This window comes from Micromonospora sp. SYSU B005 (assembly GCF_055362685.1).
Genome location: NZ_JAXCFU010000003.1, coordinates 79821 through 95651, shown reverse-complemented (window position 1 = coordinate 95651; position 15831 = coordinate 79821). Strand labels below are relative to the sequence as shown.

Here is a 15831-nt window from a genome sequence, read left to right as displayed (position 1 = left end):
CTACGCTTCCCGATTCATGGCCGTCTCGCGTCTGCGTGCGCTCACCACCATGGTCCCCGCCGACCGGCCGGCGCCACCGCCGGTCACCCTGCCGTCCTGGTTGCTCCTGCCCGGTCTGTTGGCGTTGGCCGGGTCCCTCGCCGCGTACGCCGTCTTCCTGGACCACGACCCGCTGCGCGGCACCGACCTGTCGATGTACATCGGTGGTGCGCGGTCCTTCCTGCACGGTGAGCCGGTCTACCGGCTCGGCTACACCACGCTGAACCTGCCCTACACCTATCCGCCGATCACGCTGCCGTTCCTGACGCCGCTGACGCTGCTCGACGACCGGGCCGCCCTGTACGTGTGGACCGTGGCGGGCCTGCTGGCGATGCTCGCGACGCTGTGGTTCACCACCCGGATGCTCGGATACCGGGGCGCGCCGGGCCGGCTCGGCCTCGCCGCGGCGGTACTCGCCGTGCTCGTGTGGACCGAGCCGCTGCACCGCACCTTCTACCTCGGCCAGATCAACGTCTTCGTCCTTCTGCTGGTGGTGGCGGACCTGGCGCGGCCGGACCGGAGCCGGTTCAAGGGTGTCGGCATCGGCGTCGCCACCTCGGTCAAGCTGCTTCCCGGCCTGTTCGTGGTCTACCTGCTGCTGACCCGCCGGATCCGGGCCGCCCTGGTGGCCGGGGCGACGTTCGCCGGGCTCACCGTGCTGGGCGCGATCATCCAGCCGGGCGGCTCGTACGACTACTGGATCGCCGGTCGCGCGTTCGACTCGTCCCGGCCGCTCGCGACCTCCGGCCCGCGGTACGCCGCCAACCAGTCCCTCCAGGGTTTCGTGGCGCGCCTGCTCGGCAGCGACGAACTGAACAGCCGGCCGTGGATGCTGGCCGCGGCGCTCGCCGGGATGGCCGGCCTGGCGCTCGCCGTCGCGCTGCACCGGCAGGGCGAGGAGGCGGCCGCCATGGTGGTGGTCGGGTTCACCACGCTCGCCGTCTCCCCGGTGAGCTGGTCGCACTACTGGCTCTGGATCGGCCCGGCGGCGCTGGTCCTGATCGATCTGGCGCGGCGTGCCCGCGGCCCGGCCCGGGTGCCCGCAGCCGCCCTCGCGGTGGCCGCCGTGCTGCCGTTCCTGCTGTGGCCCGGCCGCGACCGCACCGGCGCGACGGTCCCGCGCGGCCTGATCTGGAAGGCGGCCCACCTGGAGGGGACGGCGAAGACGCTGGCGGTCGACGCGTACCTGCTGACGGTGCTTGCCCTGGGCCTGATCGCTGCGGTGTGGCTGTCGCTGCGCCGTCGTCGTCGCCCCGTGGCCGCGGCGGAGCCCGTCCCGGCGGAGCGCGAGCCGGTGTGATCCGGCCCACCGGCCCGGTGCCGGGATCGCATCCGAGCCGGACCGGTCCGGTCCGAGCGCATCCAAACCGTGCCGTCGGGCCGAACCCCGGGTAGTGACCGTCTACCCGGGAGGTGCTTCTGGTGACCGAGGCGATGCCCGGCGACGCCGTCGAGGACATCCGCAAGCACCTCACGCTCGCCGCGGAGGACCTGGACGGCAATCGGGTCGCCGCGCTCGTCGTCGAGGCCGCGGGACGGTGGGGCGTGACGGCGGTGTGGGAGCGGGTCTGCGCGCCGATGCTGGCCGCGCTTCCGGGGCACAGCGCCGTCGAGGTGGCGGTGGAGCACGCCTTCTCCGAGGGGATCCGGTCCGGCCTGGACGCACTGGTGCGCGAGCCGGGGCGGACGTCGCCGGGCGGCGGCATCCTGCTCGCCGCGGCGGAACAGGAACTGCACTGTCTCGGCCTGCACGCGCTCGCCGCCGCGCTGCGGGAGGCGGACCTCGGCAGCCTGCTCCTGGGCGCCGCCCTGCCCTGGCCGGCGCTGGCCAGCGCCGTGCGCCGCAGCCGGCCGCACACGGTGGTGGTGTGGTCGCAGACCCCGGTGACCGGCCGGGCGTACCGGATGGCCCGGTTCGCGCGGGAGTTCCCGTCGGTGTGGGTGCACAGCGCCGGACCGGGCTGGATCATGCCACCGGACGGGCACCTGACGACCCTGTCCGACGCGCTGCGCACCTGCCGCGCCGCGGCCGGGCGCCGCGCCGCCGGAGCTAGCTAGGCGGACGGGCCGGCGCGGAAGCCGTGCAGCAACGTGGCGACGGCGGCCTCCGGGTCGACGTCGTCGTCCGGGGCGGCGAGCTGGTTGCTCAGCAGTCCGTCGACGAGCGCGAGCAGCATCCGGAAGTGGGCCGGCGGATCGGTCGAGCCGAGCGTGGCGAGCAGCGGCTCCCCCCAGCCGGCCAGCCGTGCCCGGGCGGCCTCGATCGCCGGGCGCAGGTCGGGCCGCACGGCCGCCTCGACGAACAACGCGTACCGGGCGAGCGTGACCACCCGCTGCCGGTCGGTGAACTCCCGGACCAGCCGGCCGACCACTGCGGCGAACGCGGTGACGTCGCCCGGCGGCAGGTCCGCGGCGAGCCGTTGCCAGGCCGCCGTCTCCACCTCCACCAGCCGGTCGAAGACGCCGGTGACCAGCGCCTCCCGGGTGCGGAACCGGTTGGAGGCGGAGCCCTCGGGCAGGCCCGCCTCGGCGTCCACGGCCCGGTGGGTCAGCTGTCGCGGCCCGCCGGTGCCGAGCACCCGGATGGCGGCGTCGAGCAGGAGTCGCCGGCGATCGGTCACCCGGCCAGACTACAGGCGTAGTGCGGCCGACTACATCTGTAGTACGGTGACGGCATGGGCGGACGGGCGGTGGTGGTCGGGGGCGGGATAGGCGGGCTCGCGGCGGGCATCGGCCTGCGGGCGGCGGGCTGGGAGGTGACCGTCCTGGAGCGGTCGGCCGCACTGCCGCAGACCGGTACCGGGCTCGGCATCTGGCCCGCTGCGATGCGCGCCCTGGACGCCCTGGGCGTCGGCGACGAGGTGCGCCGCCGGGGCAGCCGTCAGGCCGGCGGGTCGATCCGGCGCCCCGACGGCAGCCGGATCGCCACCATCGACGTCGACCGGATGGAGCGCCGGCACGGCGAGCCGGTGCACCTGGTCACCCGGCCGGTGCTGCTCGCCGTCCTGGCCGGCGCGCTGCCCGGACCGGCGCTGCGCCTCGGTGCCCCGGTGACCGATCCGGGGTCGCTGCGCGACGCGTACGACCTGGTGGTCGGCGCGGACGGGATCAACAGCGTGGTGCGCGCGCAGATGTACGGGCGGCGGTACCCGCTGCGGTACGCGGGCGCGGTGGCCTGGCGCGGCGTGGTCGACCTGGATCTGGCCGAGGGCGGCGAGACCTGGGGCCGGGGGCGCAAGTTCGGGCTGACCCCGGCCGGGCCGGGCCGCACCAACTGGTACGCCGCGGTGCGGCTGCCCGAGGGGCACCCGGCGCCGCCGGACGACCGCGCCGAGCTGCGCCGACTCTTCGGCGACTGGCATCCGCCGGTGCCGCGGGTACTCGACGCGCTCACCCCGGACGGCATCCTGCGGCACGAGATCCACGACCTCACACCGCTGCCGTCGTACGTGGCCGGCCGGACCGCGCTGCTCGGCGACGCCGCGCACGCGATGACCCCGGACCTCGGGCAGGGCGCCTGCCAGGCACTGATCGACGCGGTCGCGCTCGCCGCCTGCGTACGCGAAGCAGGCGACCTGCCGGCCGCGCTGCGCACGTACGACGGGAGGCGCCGGCGGCCGACGCAGCGGATCGCGGCCGGCGCGCGGTGGGCGGGGCGGCTGTCCGGCGTGCGCCGGCTGCTGCCGGTGCGGGACGCGGTGCTGCGGCTGGCCCTGGCCGCCGGGCCGCCCGCGTGACCTGAGACACATTCGATACGAACCGGTTCCGTATCGAAACCCGCTCACCTACGCTCGGCTCCGTTACGAGTCTGACCCGTATCGTATTCCGACGCGGGGAAACCGGGGGGAGCACGGACGTGGAACCACACGAGAACACCGGACACCCGAGGAGGTGGGCGATCCTCGGGGTGCTGGTGATCAGCCTCCTCGTGGTCGTCCTCGACAACACCATCCTCAACGTCGCGCTGCGCACGCTGGCCGACCCGGTGCACGGCCTCGGCGCCACCCAGGGCGAGCTGGAATGGGCGATCAACTCCTACACGCTCGTCTTCGCCGGGCTGCTGTTCACCTTCGGCGTGCTCGGTGACCGGCTCGGCCGTCGCCGCTTCCTGATCCTCGGGCTGGCGCTGTTCGGGCTGTCCTCGCTGCTGTCCGCGTACGCGCAGGACCCGGGCCAGCTGATCGCGGCCCGCGCGCTGATGGGCGTCGGCGGCGCGGCCATCATGCCGGTGACGCTCTCGATCATCTCCAACGTCTTCGACCCGCGCGAGCGTGCCAAGGCGATCGGCGTCTGGGCCGGCGCGGTCGGCCTCGCGGTGGCGATCGGCCCGGTGCTCGGCGGCGCGTTGCTGGAGCACTTCTGGTGGGGCTCGGTCTTCCTGATCAACGTGCCGGTGGTGGTGCTCGGCGTGGTGCTCGTCGCGGCGCTGGTGCCCGAGTCCCGCGACCCCAAGCCCGGCCGGGTGGACCTGCTCGGCGTGCTGCTCTCGGTGGTCGGCCTGGTCGCGCTCACCTACGGCATCATCGACGGCGGCGAGCACGGCTTCGGCCGCCCGCAGGTGTGGGTCGCGGTGCTCGGCGGCCTCGCGGTCCTCGGCTGGTTCGTCGCCCACGAACTGCGCAGCGACCACCCGTCGCTTGACGTACGGCTGTTCCGGGTGCCCCGGTTCGCCGCGCCGGTGGCCCTGGTCGGGCTGGTCTTCTTCGCCGCCATGGGCGTGATGTTCTTCGGGGCGTTCTATCTGCAGCTCGTGCGCGGCTACAGCCCGCTGGAGAGCGGCCTGCTGTTCCTGCCGTTCGCCGCGGCCCAGCTGATCTTCGCGCCGCGCAGCGCGGCGATGGTCCGCCGCTACGGCGGCCGGGCGGTCGCGGCCGCCGGGCTGCTGCTCACCACCGTGGCGCTCGCCGCGTTCGTCTTCATCGACGCGGACACCCCGATCTGGATCTTCTCGGCGCTGGGCTTCCTCCAGGGCGCCGGAATGGCGAACATCATGCCGCCGGCCACCGAGTCGATCATGTCGTCGCTGCCCCGGGAGAAGGCCGGCGTCGGTTCCGCGGTGAGCAACACCGTGCGGCAGGTGGCCGGCGCGCTCGGCGTGGCTGTGCTCGGATCGGTGCTCTCCGCCGTCTACCGCGACCAGGTCGGCCCGGCGGTGGCCGCCCTGCCCGCCCCGGTGCGCGACGCGGCCCGCGAGTCGGTGTCCGGGGCGTACGCGGTCGCCGGCCGGCTCGGCCCCGACGGGCCGCGACTGATCGACGCGGCGAACGACTCGTTCGTCTCGGCCATGCACTGGGCGGCGGGCGCCTCCGCGGTGGTGGCCGCGCTCGGCATCGTGATCGTGCTGCGGTGGATGCCGGGCCGGCCGGTCGTCGCCCCCGACGCGGCGCCGGTCACCGACCGGGAATTGGCCGGTACCGCATAGGTTCGTGGACAATGTCTGACATGACTTCCACGGCGGATGCTCCGCGGTCGCCCGGGCGACCGCGGAGCACCCGCGCGGACGAGGCGATCGTCGACGCCACCCTCGACCTGCTGGCCGAGGGCAGCACCGTCGAGTCGCTGTCGATCGAGGCGATCGCGAACCGCGCCGGAGTCGGCAAGGCCACCATCTACCGCCGCTGGCCGGGCAAGGACGCGCTGCTGCTGGACGCGTTGCGCACGCTCAAGGGGCCCGCGCCGCGCACCGACGGGCGCTCCGTCCGCGACGACCTGGTGGTGCTCGTCGGCGCGGTGGGCCAGCACGCCGATGCCCGCGCCCGCAAGATCATGCCCTGCCTGGTGCCGGAGGTGAACCGCAGCTCGGCGCACCGGCAGGCGTACGAGGCGATCATCGAGCCCCGGCGGGCGGCGATGCGCGAGGTGCTGCTCCGCGCGATCGACCGGGGCGAGCTGCGCGCGGACCTCGACATCGAGGTGGCGATGGCGCTGCTCACCGCGCCGATGCTCACCCAGCGGATGCTGCGCTGGCACCCTGAGCGCGACGAGCGGCTGCTGCCCGAGCGGATCGTGGACACGGTCCTGGACGGCCTGCGCGTGCGCTGATCCCGGGTCGCCGTGCCCGGCCGCTCATCGGCCGGGCGTGCGCAGCCGGTGCAGGCGCAGCGCGAGCTGCACCTCCAGCGCCCGCTCCGGCCGCTGCCAGTCCGCGCCGAGCAGGTGACCGACCCGCTCCAGCCGCTGGGTGACCGTGTTGACGTGCACGTGCAGCTGTTCGGCGGCCCGGGCCAGGCTGCCGCCCACCCCGAAGTACGCCTCCAGCGTCTTCACCAGCGCGGTGCCCCGCCGGGCGTCGTAGTCCAGCACCGGTCCCACAGTGGTGGCGAGGAACCGGGCCACGTCCCGGTCCCCGGCGTCACCGACCGCGCCCAGCAGCAACCCGACGAAACCCAGCTCGGTGGTGCTCGCCCCCTGCCCGGCCCGCCCCAGCGCACCCAGCGCGGACAGGCAGCGCTCCGCCTCGGCGAACGTGACCGCGAGCGACGCCGGCCCGGTGGACGGCCCGCTCGCCCCGGCGGTCACCGGACGGCCGGTCACCCGGGACAGGTCCCGGGCCACCGCGCGGGCCGCGCCGCCCGCGTCCCGGCCGGGCAGCATCAGCACCACCCGTCCGTCACGCGCCGCGGCCAGGCCACCCCGGGTCGAGGCGTACGTGGTGGCCCAGGACAGCACCCGCTGCCGGGCCGAGCCGGTCTCGGCGAACGCGTCGTCGCCGACCGCCACCAGCACGTGCGGCGCGTCCAGGTCCACAGCGATCCGGCGGGCCCGCGCGCGCAGCGCGTCCGCGTCGCGCAGCGGCCGGGCGATCAGGTCGTCCAGCAGCTCGCCGCGGACCCGCCCCTCCGCCTCGGCCACGGTACGGCGGAACAGCAGCAGCAACGCGGTCACCAGCGCCGCCCGCTCCAGGATGCGCTGGTCGGCGTCGACCAGCTCGTCGTCCGGGCGCAGCACCAGCGCGCCCAGGTTCTCCGCGCCGGCCACCACCGCGGCGTACCAGAGCGGACCCCGGCGCACGCTGCGCCCCTCGGTGCGGGACGCGGCCACCGCCTCCACGATGTCCGCCCGGTCCGGCTCCTCGATCTCACCGACCCGGGCCAGCCGCCGGCCCTCGGCATCAAGCGCCAGCAGCGCGCCGCCGAGCACCTCGGTGACCGCCGCCGCCACGTCCTCCATCCCGCCGCCGCGCACCACCAGCGCGGTCATCCGGTCGTGCGCCGCGGCGGCGCGCTCCACCGAGCTGCTGTGCGCCCGGATGGTGCTGTTCGCCGCCGACAGCTCCGCCAGGGCCGCCCGGGTCTCGGCGAGCAGCCGCGCGGTGTCGATCGCCACCGCCGCGTGCGCCGCCAGCGACACCAGCAGCGACACCTCCTCGCGGGCGAACGGCCGGGCCGAGCGGTTGGCCGCGTACAGCACGCCGATCACGCTGGACCCGAGCCGCAGCGGCACGCCGAGGATGGCCACCAGGCCCTCCTCGCCCACACCGCCGTCGATCTCCCCGGTGTGCCGGAACCGCTCGTCCTCCTGATAGTTCGAGGTGACGTACGGGGTGCCGGTCTGCGCGACCAGCCCGCCCAGGCCGTCGCCCAGTTCCAGCCGCAGCCGCTGGAACCGGGCCGAGATCGAGCCGTCGGTGACCCGCATGTACGTGTCGCCGCGCTCGTCGTCGTTGAGCGTCATGTACGCCACGTCGGTGCCGAGCAGGATCCGCGCCCGGTGCACGATGGCGCGCAGCACGTCGTCCAGGTCGCGCAGCCCGGCCAGGTCGCTCGCGGTGTCGTACAGGCCGGACAGCTCGGTCTCCCGGCGCCGGCGGCGCGCCAGCAGCGCCCGTACCCGCAGCGCCACCACCTTCGCCTGCTCCAGCTCGGCGAGCCGTTCGGCGGGCAGGCCGGCGGCGCGCGCGGCCACCAGCGGGCCCTCGAACTCGACCGCGGCGGCCTCGCGCGCCAGCAGCTCCAGGAACTCCACCGGCGACGACATGACCGACATTGTGCGCGGGCCCACTAGTTCGCCGTCCAGCCCCCGTCGAGGGCGATCGAGGTGCCGGTGAGGAACGCGGCGGGCGGGGAGCACAGGTACGCCACCAGTTCGGCCACCTCCTCCGGCTCGATCAGCCGCTTGATCGCCGCCCGGGCCAGCATGATCTTCTCGACCACCTCGTCCTCGCCGATGCCGTGGGTGGCCGCCTGGTCGGCGATCTGGCTCTCCACCAGCGCGGTGCGCACGTACGCCGGGTTGATGCAGTTGGCCGTGACGCCGTGCGCGGCGCCCTCCAGCGCGACCACCTTGGACAGGCCCTCCAGCGCGTGCTTGGCCGAGACGTACGCGGCCTTGAACGGCGAGGCGCGCAGCCCGTGCACCGAGGAGATGTTCACGATCCGGCCCCAGCCGTTCGCGTACATCCGGGGCAGCGCGCGGCGGATCAGCAGGAACGGCGCCTCCACCATCACCCGCTGGATGTACTCGAAGCGCTCGACCGGGAAGTCCTGCACCGGTGCGACGTGCTGCAGCCCGGCGTTGTTGACCACGATGTCGGCGTCGACGCCGAGCCGGTCCACCGCCGCCGGGTCGGCCAGGTCGATCCCGACCGCCCGGCCGCCGGCCTCGGCGGCCACCGCCTCGGCCGCCGTCACGTCGCGGTCCAGCACCACGACCGTCGCGCCGGCCGCCGCCAGGCGCAGGGCACAGGCCCGTCCGATGCCGCCGCCACCACCTGTGACCAGCGCGGTGCGACCGGTCAGGTCGACGTGTACGACGTGGGGGACCGCCACGGGTTCTGCCGTCATGGCGCATGAACGTACGAGCCGGTTGCCCCCTGGCACATGGGGCGGCGACACATACTCCACCGCCCGCCTGTGTGGTGCGCCGCGTCACCGCCCGCACCCGGCGTGTCCGGCGGTCCCGGCGTCGGCGGGCACCAGTAGGGTGTGTCGAACACACGTACTGCTGGCGGCTCGGGGAGGAGGCGGCGTGCGCGTGCTGGGCGTCGACCCGGGGCTGACCCGGTGCGGGGTCGGCGTGGTCGAGGGCGTGCCGGGCCGTCCCTGCACGCTCGTGGCCTACTACGTGGTCTACACCGACCCGGAGGACGACCTCGCGCTGCGCCTGCTGCACCTGGACCGCTCGCTGACCGACCTGGTCGCCGAGCACCGGCCGGACGCGGTCGCGGTGGAGCGCGTGTTCAGCCAGCACAACGTCCGCACCGTGATGGGCACCGCGCAGGCCAGCGGCGTCGCGGTGCTCGCCGGGGCCCGGGCCGGGCTGCCGGTGACGACGTACACGCCGAGCGAGGTCAAGGCCGCGGTGACCGGGTCGGGGCAGGCGGACAAGAAGCAGATGACCACCATGGTCACCCGGCTGCTGCGGCTGCCCGAGCCGCCGAAGCCGGCCGACGCCGCCGACGCGCTGGCGCTGGCCATCTGTCACGTGTGGCGCGGCGGCACCCGGTCCAAGCTGGCCGAGGCCGCGCAACGGGCCCGACGAGGAGGGACGCGATGATCGCGAGCGTACGCGGCACGGTGACCGCCACCGGCCCGGATCACGCGGTGGTGGAGGTGGGCGGCATCGGCCTGGCCGTGCAGTGCGCCCCCGGCACGATCGCCGACCTGCGCGTGGGCCAGCCCGCCCGGCTCGCCACCAGCCTTGTGGTCCGGGAGGACTCGCTCACCCTCTACGGCTTCGCCGACGACGACGCCAAGCAGTTGTTCGAGCTGCTCCAGACCGCCAGCGGGGTCGGTCCCCGGCTGGCCCAGGCGGTACTCGCCGTGCACACGCCGGACGCGGTCCGCAAGGCCATCGCGAACGCCGACACCGCCGCGCTGACCCGGGTGCCCGGCATCGGCAAGAAGGGCGCCGAGCGGCTGGTGCTGGAGCTGCGCGACCGGGTCGGCCCGGTGCCGGTGGGCGCCGACGGCGCGGCCGGGGTGACCGCGGGTGCCTGGCCGGAGCAGGTCCGCCAGGCCCTCGTCGGGCTCGGCTGGACGGCCGGTCAGGCCGAGCAGGCGGTGGCCGCGGTGGCGGAGACCGTCGACGGCGAGACCCCGCCGGTGCCGGTGCTGCTCAAGCAGGCGATCCGCCTCCTGGGCCGCAGCCGATGAGCGGGGAGAACCTGGTCTCGGCGTACGTCAGCGACGCCGAGCTGGACGCGGAGGCCAGCGTCCGGCCGAAGCGGCTGGACGAGTTCATCGCCCAGGACCGCGTCCGCGACCAGCTCGACCTGCTGTTGCAGGGCGCGATGCGGCGCGGCTCCCCGCCCGACCACATCCTGCTCTCCGGTCCGCCCGGCCTCGGCAAGACCAGCCTGGCCAACATCGTCGCCGCCGAGCTGGGCACCGGGATCCGGGTGACCAGCGGCCCGGCCATCGAGCGCTCCGGCGACCTGGCCGCGATCCTGACCGGCCTCGCCGAGGGCGACGTGCTGTTCATCGACGAGATCCACCGGATCGCCAAGCCGGCCGAGGAACTGCTCTACAGCGCCATGGAGGACTTCCGCGTCGACGTGGTGGTGGGCAAGGGCCCGGGTGCCACCGCCATCCCGCTCGACGTGGAGCCGTTCACGCTCGTCGGCGCCACCACCCGCTCCGGCCTGCTGACCGGCCCGATGCGCGACCGGTTCGGCTTCGTCGCGCACCTCGACTTCTACGCGCCGGCCGACCTGGAGACGCTGCTGCACCGGTCGGCCCGGATCCTCGGCGTGCCGATCACCGCCGAGGGGGCGGCGGAGATCGCCGGCCGGTCCCGGGGCACCCCGCGTATCGCGAACCGGCTGCTGCGCCGGGTCCGCGACTACGCGGAGGTGCGCGCCGACGGCGTGGTCACGCTGGAGACCGCACGGGCCGCGCTGACCGTCTACGACGTGGACGCGCTCGGCCTGGACCGGCTCGACCGGGCGGTGCTGACCGCGCTCGTCGACTCGTTCCGGGGCGGCCCGGTGGGCCTGTCCACGCTCGCCGTGGCGGTGGGTGAGCAGCCGGACACGGTCGAGGAGGTCTGCGAGCCGTTCCTGGTCCGGGCCGGGCTGTTGGCCCGGACGCCCCGCGGGCGGGTGGCGACCGAGGCCGCCTGGCGCCATCTGGGCCGTACGCCCCCGAATGGTACATTTGGTGCGGATGCCCCTCCGGGGCCCGATCTGTTCTCGGTGCAGCCCGATCAGCCGTGATCCGTTCGTGATCTGTGCCGCATTCGGTCTTCTCAGGAGCAGGGACTAGACTTCGCCGCGGTTTGTACAGGACGTGAGAATCCGCTTCCGCTGCGGCGCCCTCCGGCGCCGGGGCGGACGCCAACCGGAAGGTCTACACCGTGCTTTACGCAGCAGCGAGTGGCGGGGGAGCCGGCAGTCTGACGCCGATCCTCATGATCGCTCTGCTCTTCGTCGTCATGTACTTCATGATGATCCGTCCGCAGCAGAAGCGCCGCCGCGAGGCCGAGCAGATGCAGGCCGCCCTCTCCCCGGGCGACGAGGTGGTCACCATCGGCGGCCTGCACGGCACGGTCACCGCGGTCGAGGACGAGACGGTTCTGCTCGAGGTCGCCCCGGGCGTGCAGACCCGGTACGCCCGCCCCGCCGTCGCGCGGGTGATCAAGCGCGCCGAGGCGCCGGCGGCCGAGACGATCACCGAGGAAGCCGAGCCGGTCAAGGAGTGACCACCCGTCCCGGACGGGGCAGCGGATTCATCCGTACAAGTGGATAGTTGGGGTCGGCGCGCGGCGCCGGCATCCGGCCGGGCCGTGCGGCGCCCCCGCGCCGCGCACCAGTCGGCGTGCCGTCCTCCGGTGCCGACCCGCCGGAGCAGTCGGGCGGACACCCCCGGCCCGACAGTTGTCGCCGCCGTGGAAGCGGCGCGACCGTACAGGGAGACAGGACAGCCGTGGCACCACCTCAGGGACAGATGCGGCCCGGACGGCAGCTCGCCGTGCTCGGGCTCATCTTCGTCGTCCTCTATCTATTGGTGTTCTTCTCGGGCGGCGCCAGCGGTGGCTGGAAGGACCGGCTGGAGCCACGGCTCGGCCTGGACCTCGTCGGCGGCACCCGGCTGACGCTCGAGGCCACCAACACGGTGGACGGCAAGCCCCCGACCGCCGACAACCTCGAGGAGGCCCGCCAGATCATCGAGAGCCGGGTCAACGCCTACGGCGTGGCCGAGGCCGAGGTGGTCACCGAGGGCAACCGCAACATCGTGATCTCCCTGCCCGGCCAGAACCGCGACCTGACCGATGTCGGTGAGGCCGCCGAGCTGCGCTTCCGCAAGGTGCTCAAGGCCACCGACGGCAGCGGTGCCGCCGCCGCGCCCGCGCCGGTCCCGAGCGCGACCCCGTCCGGTGCCGCCAGCCCGACGCCGTCGGGCAGCGCGTCGCCGAAGGCGAGCGCCAGCCCCAAGGTGAGCGGATCGCCGAGCGCCGGCGGCCAGGGCGGCATGGCCCCGGCCTCCCCGTCGGCGACGCCGAGCGCCGCCGCGCCGAGCGCGAGCCCGAGCGCCGCCGCGCCGAGCCCGAGCGCCAGCGCCGAGCCGGTGCCGCAGAGCATCGAGCAGCAGCGCAAGGCCGTCGAGCAGAAGGTCGGCGCGGCCGCCTGGGCCGCCGCCTCGGGCCTGCAGGCCCCGGCGGACCTGACCACCGACCCGTCGCTGGCCGACAAGCTCAAGCCGTTCGGCACGCTCACCCCGCAGGAGATCGCCGTCCTGCCGGTGGAGATGCAGTTCAACGTCCCGACCATCACCTGCACCCAGCTCGACGCGCGGCCCGCCGCCTCGATCAAGGACGAGAAGCAGAAGGCGGTCGCCTGCGAGTCCGGCGCGAAATACCTGCTCGACGTGGCGAAGGTGCTCGGCACCGACGTCAAGAACGCCTCCGCCCAGCTCGACCAGACCAGCTCCTGGGTGGTCAGCCTGAACTTCACCGGCAGCGGCCAGGAGAAGTGGACCGCGCTGACCCGCGAGGCCTTCACCAACGAGGGCCAGGCCTGCGACCAGACCGCGCTCGGCCAGGACGGCAAGTGCCGGGTCGCCGTGGTGCTGGACAACAAGATCGTCTCGTCCCCGGAGATCCAGGGCGTGCTGACCGGCGACTCGCAGATCACCGGCAGCTTCGACAACAAGGCCGCGAACGCGCTCGCCAGCCAGCTGCGCTACGGCGCGCTGCCGGTGACGTTCGAGCCGCAGGAGCAGCAGAACGTCACCGCGACGCTCGGCGACAGCCACCTCAAGGCGGGTCTGCTGGCCGCAGGCATCGGCATGCTGCTGGTCATCATCTACTCGTTCTTCTACTACCGGCTGCTCGGCTCGGTCATCTTCCTGAGCCTGGTGCTCTCCGCGCTGCTGGTGTTCGGCGCGCTGGTGGTGCTCGGCCGGTCGATCGGCTTCACGCTCACGCTCGCCGGCATCGCCGGCATGATCGTCTCGCTGGGCGTCGCGGCGGACTCGTTCGTCATCTACTTCGAACGATTGAAGGACGAGATCCGGGAGGGCCGCAGTCCACGCAGCGCGGTGCCGCGCGCCTGGATCCGGGCCCGCCGGACGATCATCTCGGCGAACGCCATCACGCTGATGTCGGCGGTGGTGCTCTACATCGTGTCCGTCGGCGCGGTGAAGGGCTTCGCCTTCGCGCTCGGCCTGGCCACAGTGCTCGACCTGGTCGTCGTGTTCCTCTTCCGCCACCCGATCATGACGATGTTCGCCCGGACCCGGGCGTTCCTGTCGCCGCGGGTCAGCGGTCTGGGCCGGGCGCTGCCGGCCCGGTCGGCCGAGCCGGGCACCGCCCGCAACCCGCGTGTGAAGGAGGCCTGAGATGGCTAAGAGCGGTCTGGCCGCCCGGCTCTACCGGGGCGAGGCGGATCTCAACATCGTCGGGCGGCGCAAGCTGTGGTTCGGCGTAGCCGGCGTGCTCATGCTGATCGCCGTGCTGAGCTTCGCGATCAGCGGCTTCAAGCTGGGCATCGAGTTCGCGGGCGGCAACTCGTTCCAGGTGCCTGCGAGCGTCGGCACCCTGGACCGCGCCGAGCAGGTCGTCGACGAGGTGCTGGCCGACGAGGCGCCCGGCGTCGAGGTGGTCAGCGCGCAGAAGGTCGGCGGCACCAGCGGCGAGTTCTACGAGATGCGGACCGGCCAGCTCTCCGCGGAGCAGGCCAACGCGGCCAAGACCGCGATGGCGCAGGAGTTCGGCATCCAGGCCGACCAGATCAGCGGCAGCCAGGTCTCCGAGGCCTGGGGCAGCCAGGTCACCTCGCGCGCCTTCCTCGGTCTGGTGATCTTCATCGCGGTGGTGTCGATCTACCTGGTGCTGCGCTTCGAGTGGCGGATGGCGGTCGCCGCGATCGTCTCGCTGCTGACCAACCTGGTCCTCACCGCGGGTATCTACTCGCTCGTCGGCTTCGAGGTCACCCCGTCGACGATCATCGGCTTCCTCACGATCCTGGGCTTCGCGCTCTACGACGTGGTGGTGGTCTTCGACAAGGTGCAGGAGAACACACGCGGCATCACCGCGAACAACAACGTCACCTACGGCGAGGCGTCCAACCTGGCGCTCAACCAGAGCCTCATGCGGTCGCTGAACACCTCGGTCGTGGCGCTGCTGCCGGTCGGCGGTCTGCTCTTCATCGGCGCCGGCCTGCTCGGCGCGGGCACGCTGAAGGACCTCGGCCTGGTGCTGTTCGTCGGTATGGCGGTGGCGTTCCTGACCTCGATCCTGCTGGCCACGCCGCTGCTGGTGCTGCTGAAGAACATGGACCCGCGGATCAGCGCGCACAACAAGCGCGTGCTGTCCCGCCGGGCCGCGATCGCCAAGGGCGAGATCACGCCGAAGGGCCGGCCGGCCACCGCGCCGGACGCCGACGCGCCGATCGACCCGGAGGCGGCCGCGCTGGCCGGTGCCGCGCCCAAGGTGGGCGCCCGGCCCGCGGGCAAGCGCCCCAGCGGCGCCCGCGGCGGCCGTCCCGCCGGGGGCGGCGGCAACCGGCCCGGCGGCAAGCGCCGCTGACCGCAGGGCCGGACGGAATCGGTCCGACGGCGTCCGTCATGCTGTTGTCACGGCATGACGGACGCCGTCGTCGTTTCGAGAGGACATGGGACGCACCGTGACGGAGACCCACACCACAGGGGTACGGGGAGACAGCGGCCCGGAGGTCGCCCAGCTCGTCGCCAGCCGGCTGCTGGACGTGCCGGACTTCCCCAAGCCGGGTGTCGTGTTCAAGGACCTGATGCCCCTGTTCGCCGACGGTGAGGCGTTCCGGGCGGTGATCGACGGCATCATCGCGTACCACGGGCCGGACTCGTTCGACACCGTCGCCGGCATCGAGGCGCGCGGGTTCGTGCTGGCGGCAGCAGTCGCGTACGCCACCGGCGTGGGCGTGGTGCCGGTGCGCAAGGCCGGCAAGCTGCCCCGGGCCACGCACTCGGCGTCCTACGCCCTCGAATACGGCGAGGCGACGCTGGAGGTGCACCAGGACGCCTTCACCGCCGGCCACCGGGTGCTGGTGCTCGACGACGTGCTCGCCACCGGCGGCACCGCCGAGGCCACGCTCGACCTGGTGGAACGCGCCGGCGGAACGGTCGCCGGTTTCACCGTGCTGCTGGAACTGGGCTTCCTCGAGGGCCGTAAGCGGCTGGCCCAGCGTCCGGTCCATGCCCTGTTGACCGTTTGACCAGGCCGGCCCGGTCGGGCCGGTCGGCGCCGACCGTCCGGGGGAGCGGTGGCGTACCCTGCGTACGGGTAGCATTGCCCTTTGCCCGCCCCGGCCGAGCTGTCCGGGGCGGCGAAGGCGCCGGGGCCCGGCCCCGGTGACCGCGTGGAACAAGACCGGCC

General features: G+C 73.9%; 15 protein-coding genes. 12 read left to right on the top strand and 3 right to left on the bottom strand.

From position 1 onward, the window contains the following. The first annotated feature begins 16 nt into the window (after window positions 1-16). Both SM452_RS09625 and SM452_RS09620 read left to right on the top strand, forming a co-directional pair. Window positions 17-1339: a glycosyltransferase 87 family protein gene (locus tag SM452_RS09625; RefSeq protein ID WP_463839743.1), complete on the top strand. Its 1323-nt coding sequence runs from the start codon at window positions 17-19 to the stop codon at window positions 1337-1339. A 122-nt stretch (window positions 1340-1461) separates the two neighbouring features. Beyond that, window positions 1462-2097 (top strand): transcriptional regulator, encoded by a 636-nt coding sequence (locus SM452_RS09620; RefSeq protein WP_355507792.1) that lies wholly within the window; start codon window positions 1462-1464, stop codon window positions 2095-2097. Here SM452_RS09620 and SM452_RS09615 read toward each other — a convergent pair. After that, window positions 2094-2660, bottom strand: a complete 567-nt coding sequence (locus SM452_RS09615) for a TetR/AcrR family transcriptional regulator (protein WP_262012374.1) — start codon at window positions 2658-2660, stop codon at window positions 2094-2096. The genes SM452_RS09620 and SM452_RS09615 overlap by 4 nt on opposite strands. Before the next feature lie 54 nt (window positions 2661-2714). Here SM452_RS09615 and SM452_RS09610 point away from each other — a divergent pair, with 54 nt between their 5' ends. The 3 genes from SM452_RS09610 to SM452_RS09600 all read left to right on the top strand — a co-directional run bounded on the left by SM452_RS09610 (window position 2715) and on the right by SM452_RS09600 (window position 6081). Further along, complete coding sequence (locus tag SM452_RS09610; protein WP_463839742.1) at window positions 2715-3776, top strand: FAD-dependent monooxygenase; 1062 nt, start codon at window positions 2715-2717, stop codon at window positions 3774-3776. Window positions 3777-3895: 119 nt separating this feature from the next. After that, window positions 3896-5461 carry an MFS transporter gene (locus SM452_RS09605; protein WP_262012376.1) on the top strand — a complete coding sequence of 522 codons (1566 nt, stop codon included), beginning with the start codon at window positions 3896-3898 and terminating at the stop codon, window positions 5459-5461. A gap of 11 nt (window positions 5462-5472) precedes the next feature. After that, window positions 5473-6081: a TetR/AcrR family transcriptional regulator gene (locus tag SM452_RS09600; protein ID WP_262012377.1), complete on the top strand. Its 609-nt coding sequence runs from the start codon at window positions 5473-5475 to the stop codon at window positions 6079-6081. A gap of 24 nt (window positions 6082-6105) precedes the next feature. Here the strand turns inward: SM452_RS09600 and SM452_RS09595 are convergent, their stop codons facing one another. Then, the gene (locus tag SM452_RS09595; RefSeq protein WP_355507808.1) at window positions 6106-8025 is read right to left on the bottom strand and encodes a helix-turn-helix domain-containing protein; all 1920 of its coding nucleotides are present in this window, start codon (window positions 8023-8025) and stop codon (window positions 6106-6108) included. Window positions 8026-8039: 14 nt separating this feature from the next. Next, window positions 8040-8822: a 3-hydroxybutyrate dehydrogenase gene (locus SM452_RS09590; RefSeq protein ID WP_194802905.1), complete on the bottom strand. Its 783-nt coding sequence runs from the start codon at window positions 8820-8822 to the stop codon at window positions 8040-8042. Between the two features lie 184 nt (window positions 8823-9006). Between SM452_RS09590 and ruvC the strand changes: the two genes are divergently transcribed. The 7 genes from ruvC to SM452_RS09555 all read left to right on the top strand — a co-directional run bounded on the left by ruvC (window position 9007) and on the right by SM452_RS09555 (window position 15670). Continuing rightward, window positions 9007-9534 (top strand): crossover junction endodeoxyribonuclease RuvC, encoded by a 528-nt coding sequence (gene ruvC / locus SM452_RS09585; RefSeq protein WP_047892837.1) that lies wholly within the window; start codon window positions 9007-9009, stop codon window positions 9532-9534. Further along, entirely contained in the window at window positions 9531-10133 is a 603-nt protein-coding gene (ruvA, locus tag SM452_RS09580; protein ID WP_262012379.1) for a Holliday junction branch migration protein RuvA, read from the top strand. The genes ruvC and ruvA overlap by 4 nt, the downstream gene beginning before the upstream one ends. Next, entirely contained in the window at window positions 10130-11194 is a 1065-nt protein-coding gene (gene ruvB / locus SM452_RS09575) for a Holliday junction branch migration DNA helicase RuvB (RefSeq protein WP_262012380.1), read from the top strand. The genes ruvA and ruvB overlap by 4 nt, the downstream gene beginning before the upstream one ends. 140 nt (window positions 11195-11334) lie before the next feature. Further along, window positions 11335-11679: a preprotein translocase subunit YajC gene (gene yajC / locus SM452_RS09570; RefSeq protein ID WP_135239395.1), complete on the top strand. Its 345-nt coding sequence runs from the start codon at window positions 11335-11337 to the stop codon at window positions 11677-11679. Window positions 11680-11903: 224 nt separating this feature from the next. Further along, complete coding sequence (secD, locus tag SM452_RS09565) at window positions 11904-13817, top strand: protein translocase subunit SecD (protein WP_463839741.1); 1914 nt, start codon at window positions 11904-11906, stop codon at window positions 13815-13817. A gap of 1 nt (window position 13818) precedes the next feature. Then, the gene (secF, locus tag SM452_RS09560; protein WP_262012383.1) at window positions 13819-15006 is read left to right on the top strand and encodes a protein translocase subunit SecF; all 1188 of its coding nucleotides are present in this window, start codon (window positions 13819-13821) and stop codon (window positions 15004-15006) included. 97 nt (window positions 15007-15103) lie between these two features. Continuing rightward, window positions 15104-15670: an adenine phosphoribosyltransferase gene (locus SM452_RS09555; protein WP_135239397.1), complete on the top strand. Its 567-nt coding sequence runs from the start codon at window positions 15104-15106 to the stop codon at window positions 15668-15670. Window positions 15671-15831: the final 161 nt, after the last annotated feature.

Coding starts and splice junctions, on each gene's coding strand:
- SM452_RS09625 (WP_463839743.1), top strand. CDS start 17: ATGGCCGTCTCGCGTCTGCGTGCGCTCACCACCATGGTCCCCGCCGAC.
- SM452_RS09610 (WP_463839742.1), top strand. CDS start 2,715: ATGGGCGGACGGGCGGTGGTGGTCGGGGGCGGGATAGGCGGGCTCGCG.
- SM452_RS09600 (WP_262012377.1), top strand. CDS start 5,473: ATGTCTGACATGACTTCCACGGCGGATGCTCCGCGGTCGCCCGGGCGA.
- SM452_RS09595 (WP_355507808.1), bottom strand. CDS start 8,025: ATGTCGGTCATGTCGTCGCCGGTGGAGTTCCTGGAGCTGCTGGCGCGC.
- SM452_RS09590 (WP_194802905.1), bottom strand. CDS start 8,822: ATGACGGCAGAACCCGTGGCGGTCCCCCACGTCGTACACGTCGACCTG.
- ruvA (WP_262012379.1), top strand. CDS start 9,531: ATGATCGCGAGCGTACGCGGCACGGTGACCGCCACCGGCCCGGATCAC.
- ruvB (WP_262012380.1), top strand. CDS start 10,130: ATGAGCGGGGAGAACCTGGTCTCGGCGTACGTCAGCGACGCCGAGCTG.
- secF (WP_262012383.1), top strand. CDS start 13,819: ATGGCTAAGAGCGGTCTGGCCGCCCGGCTCTACCGGGGCGAGGCGGAT.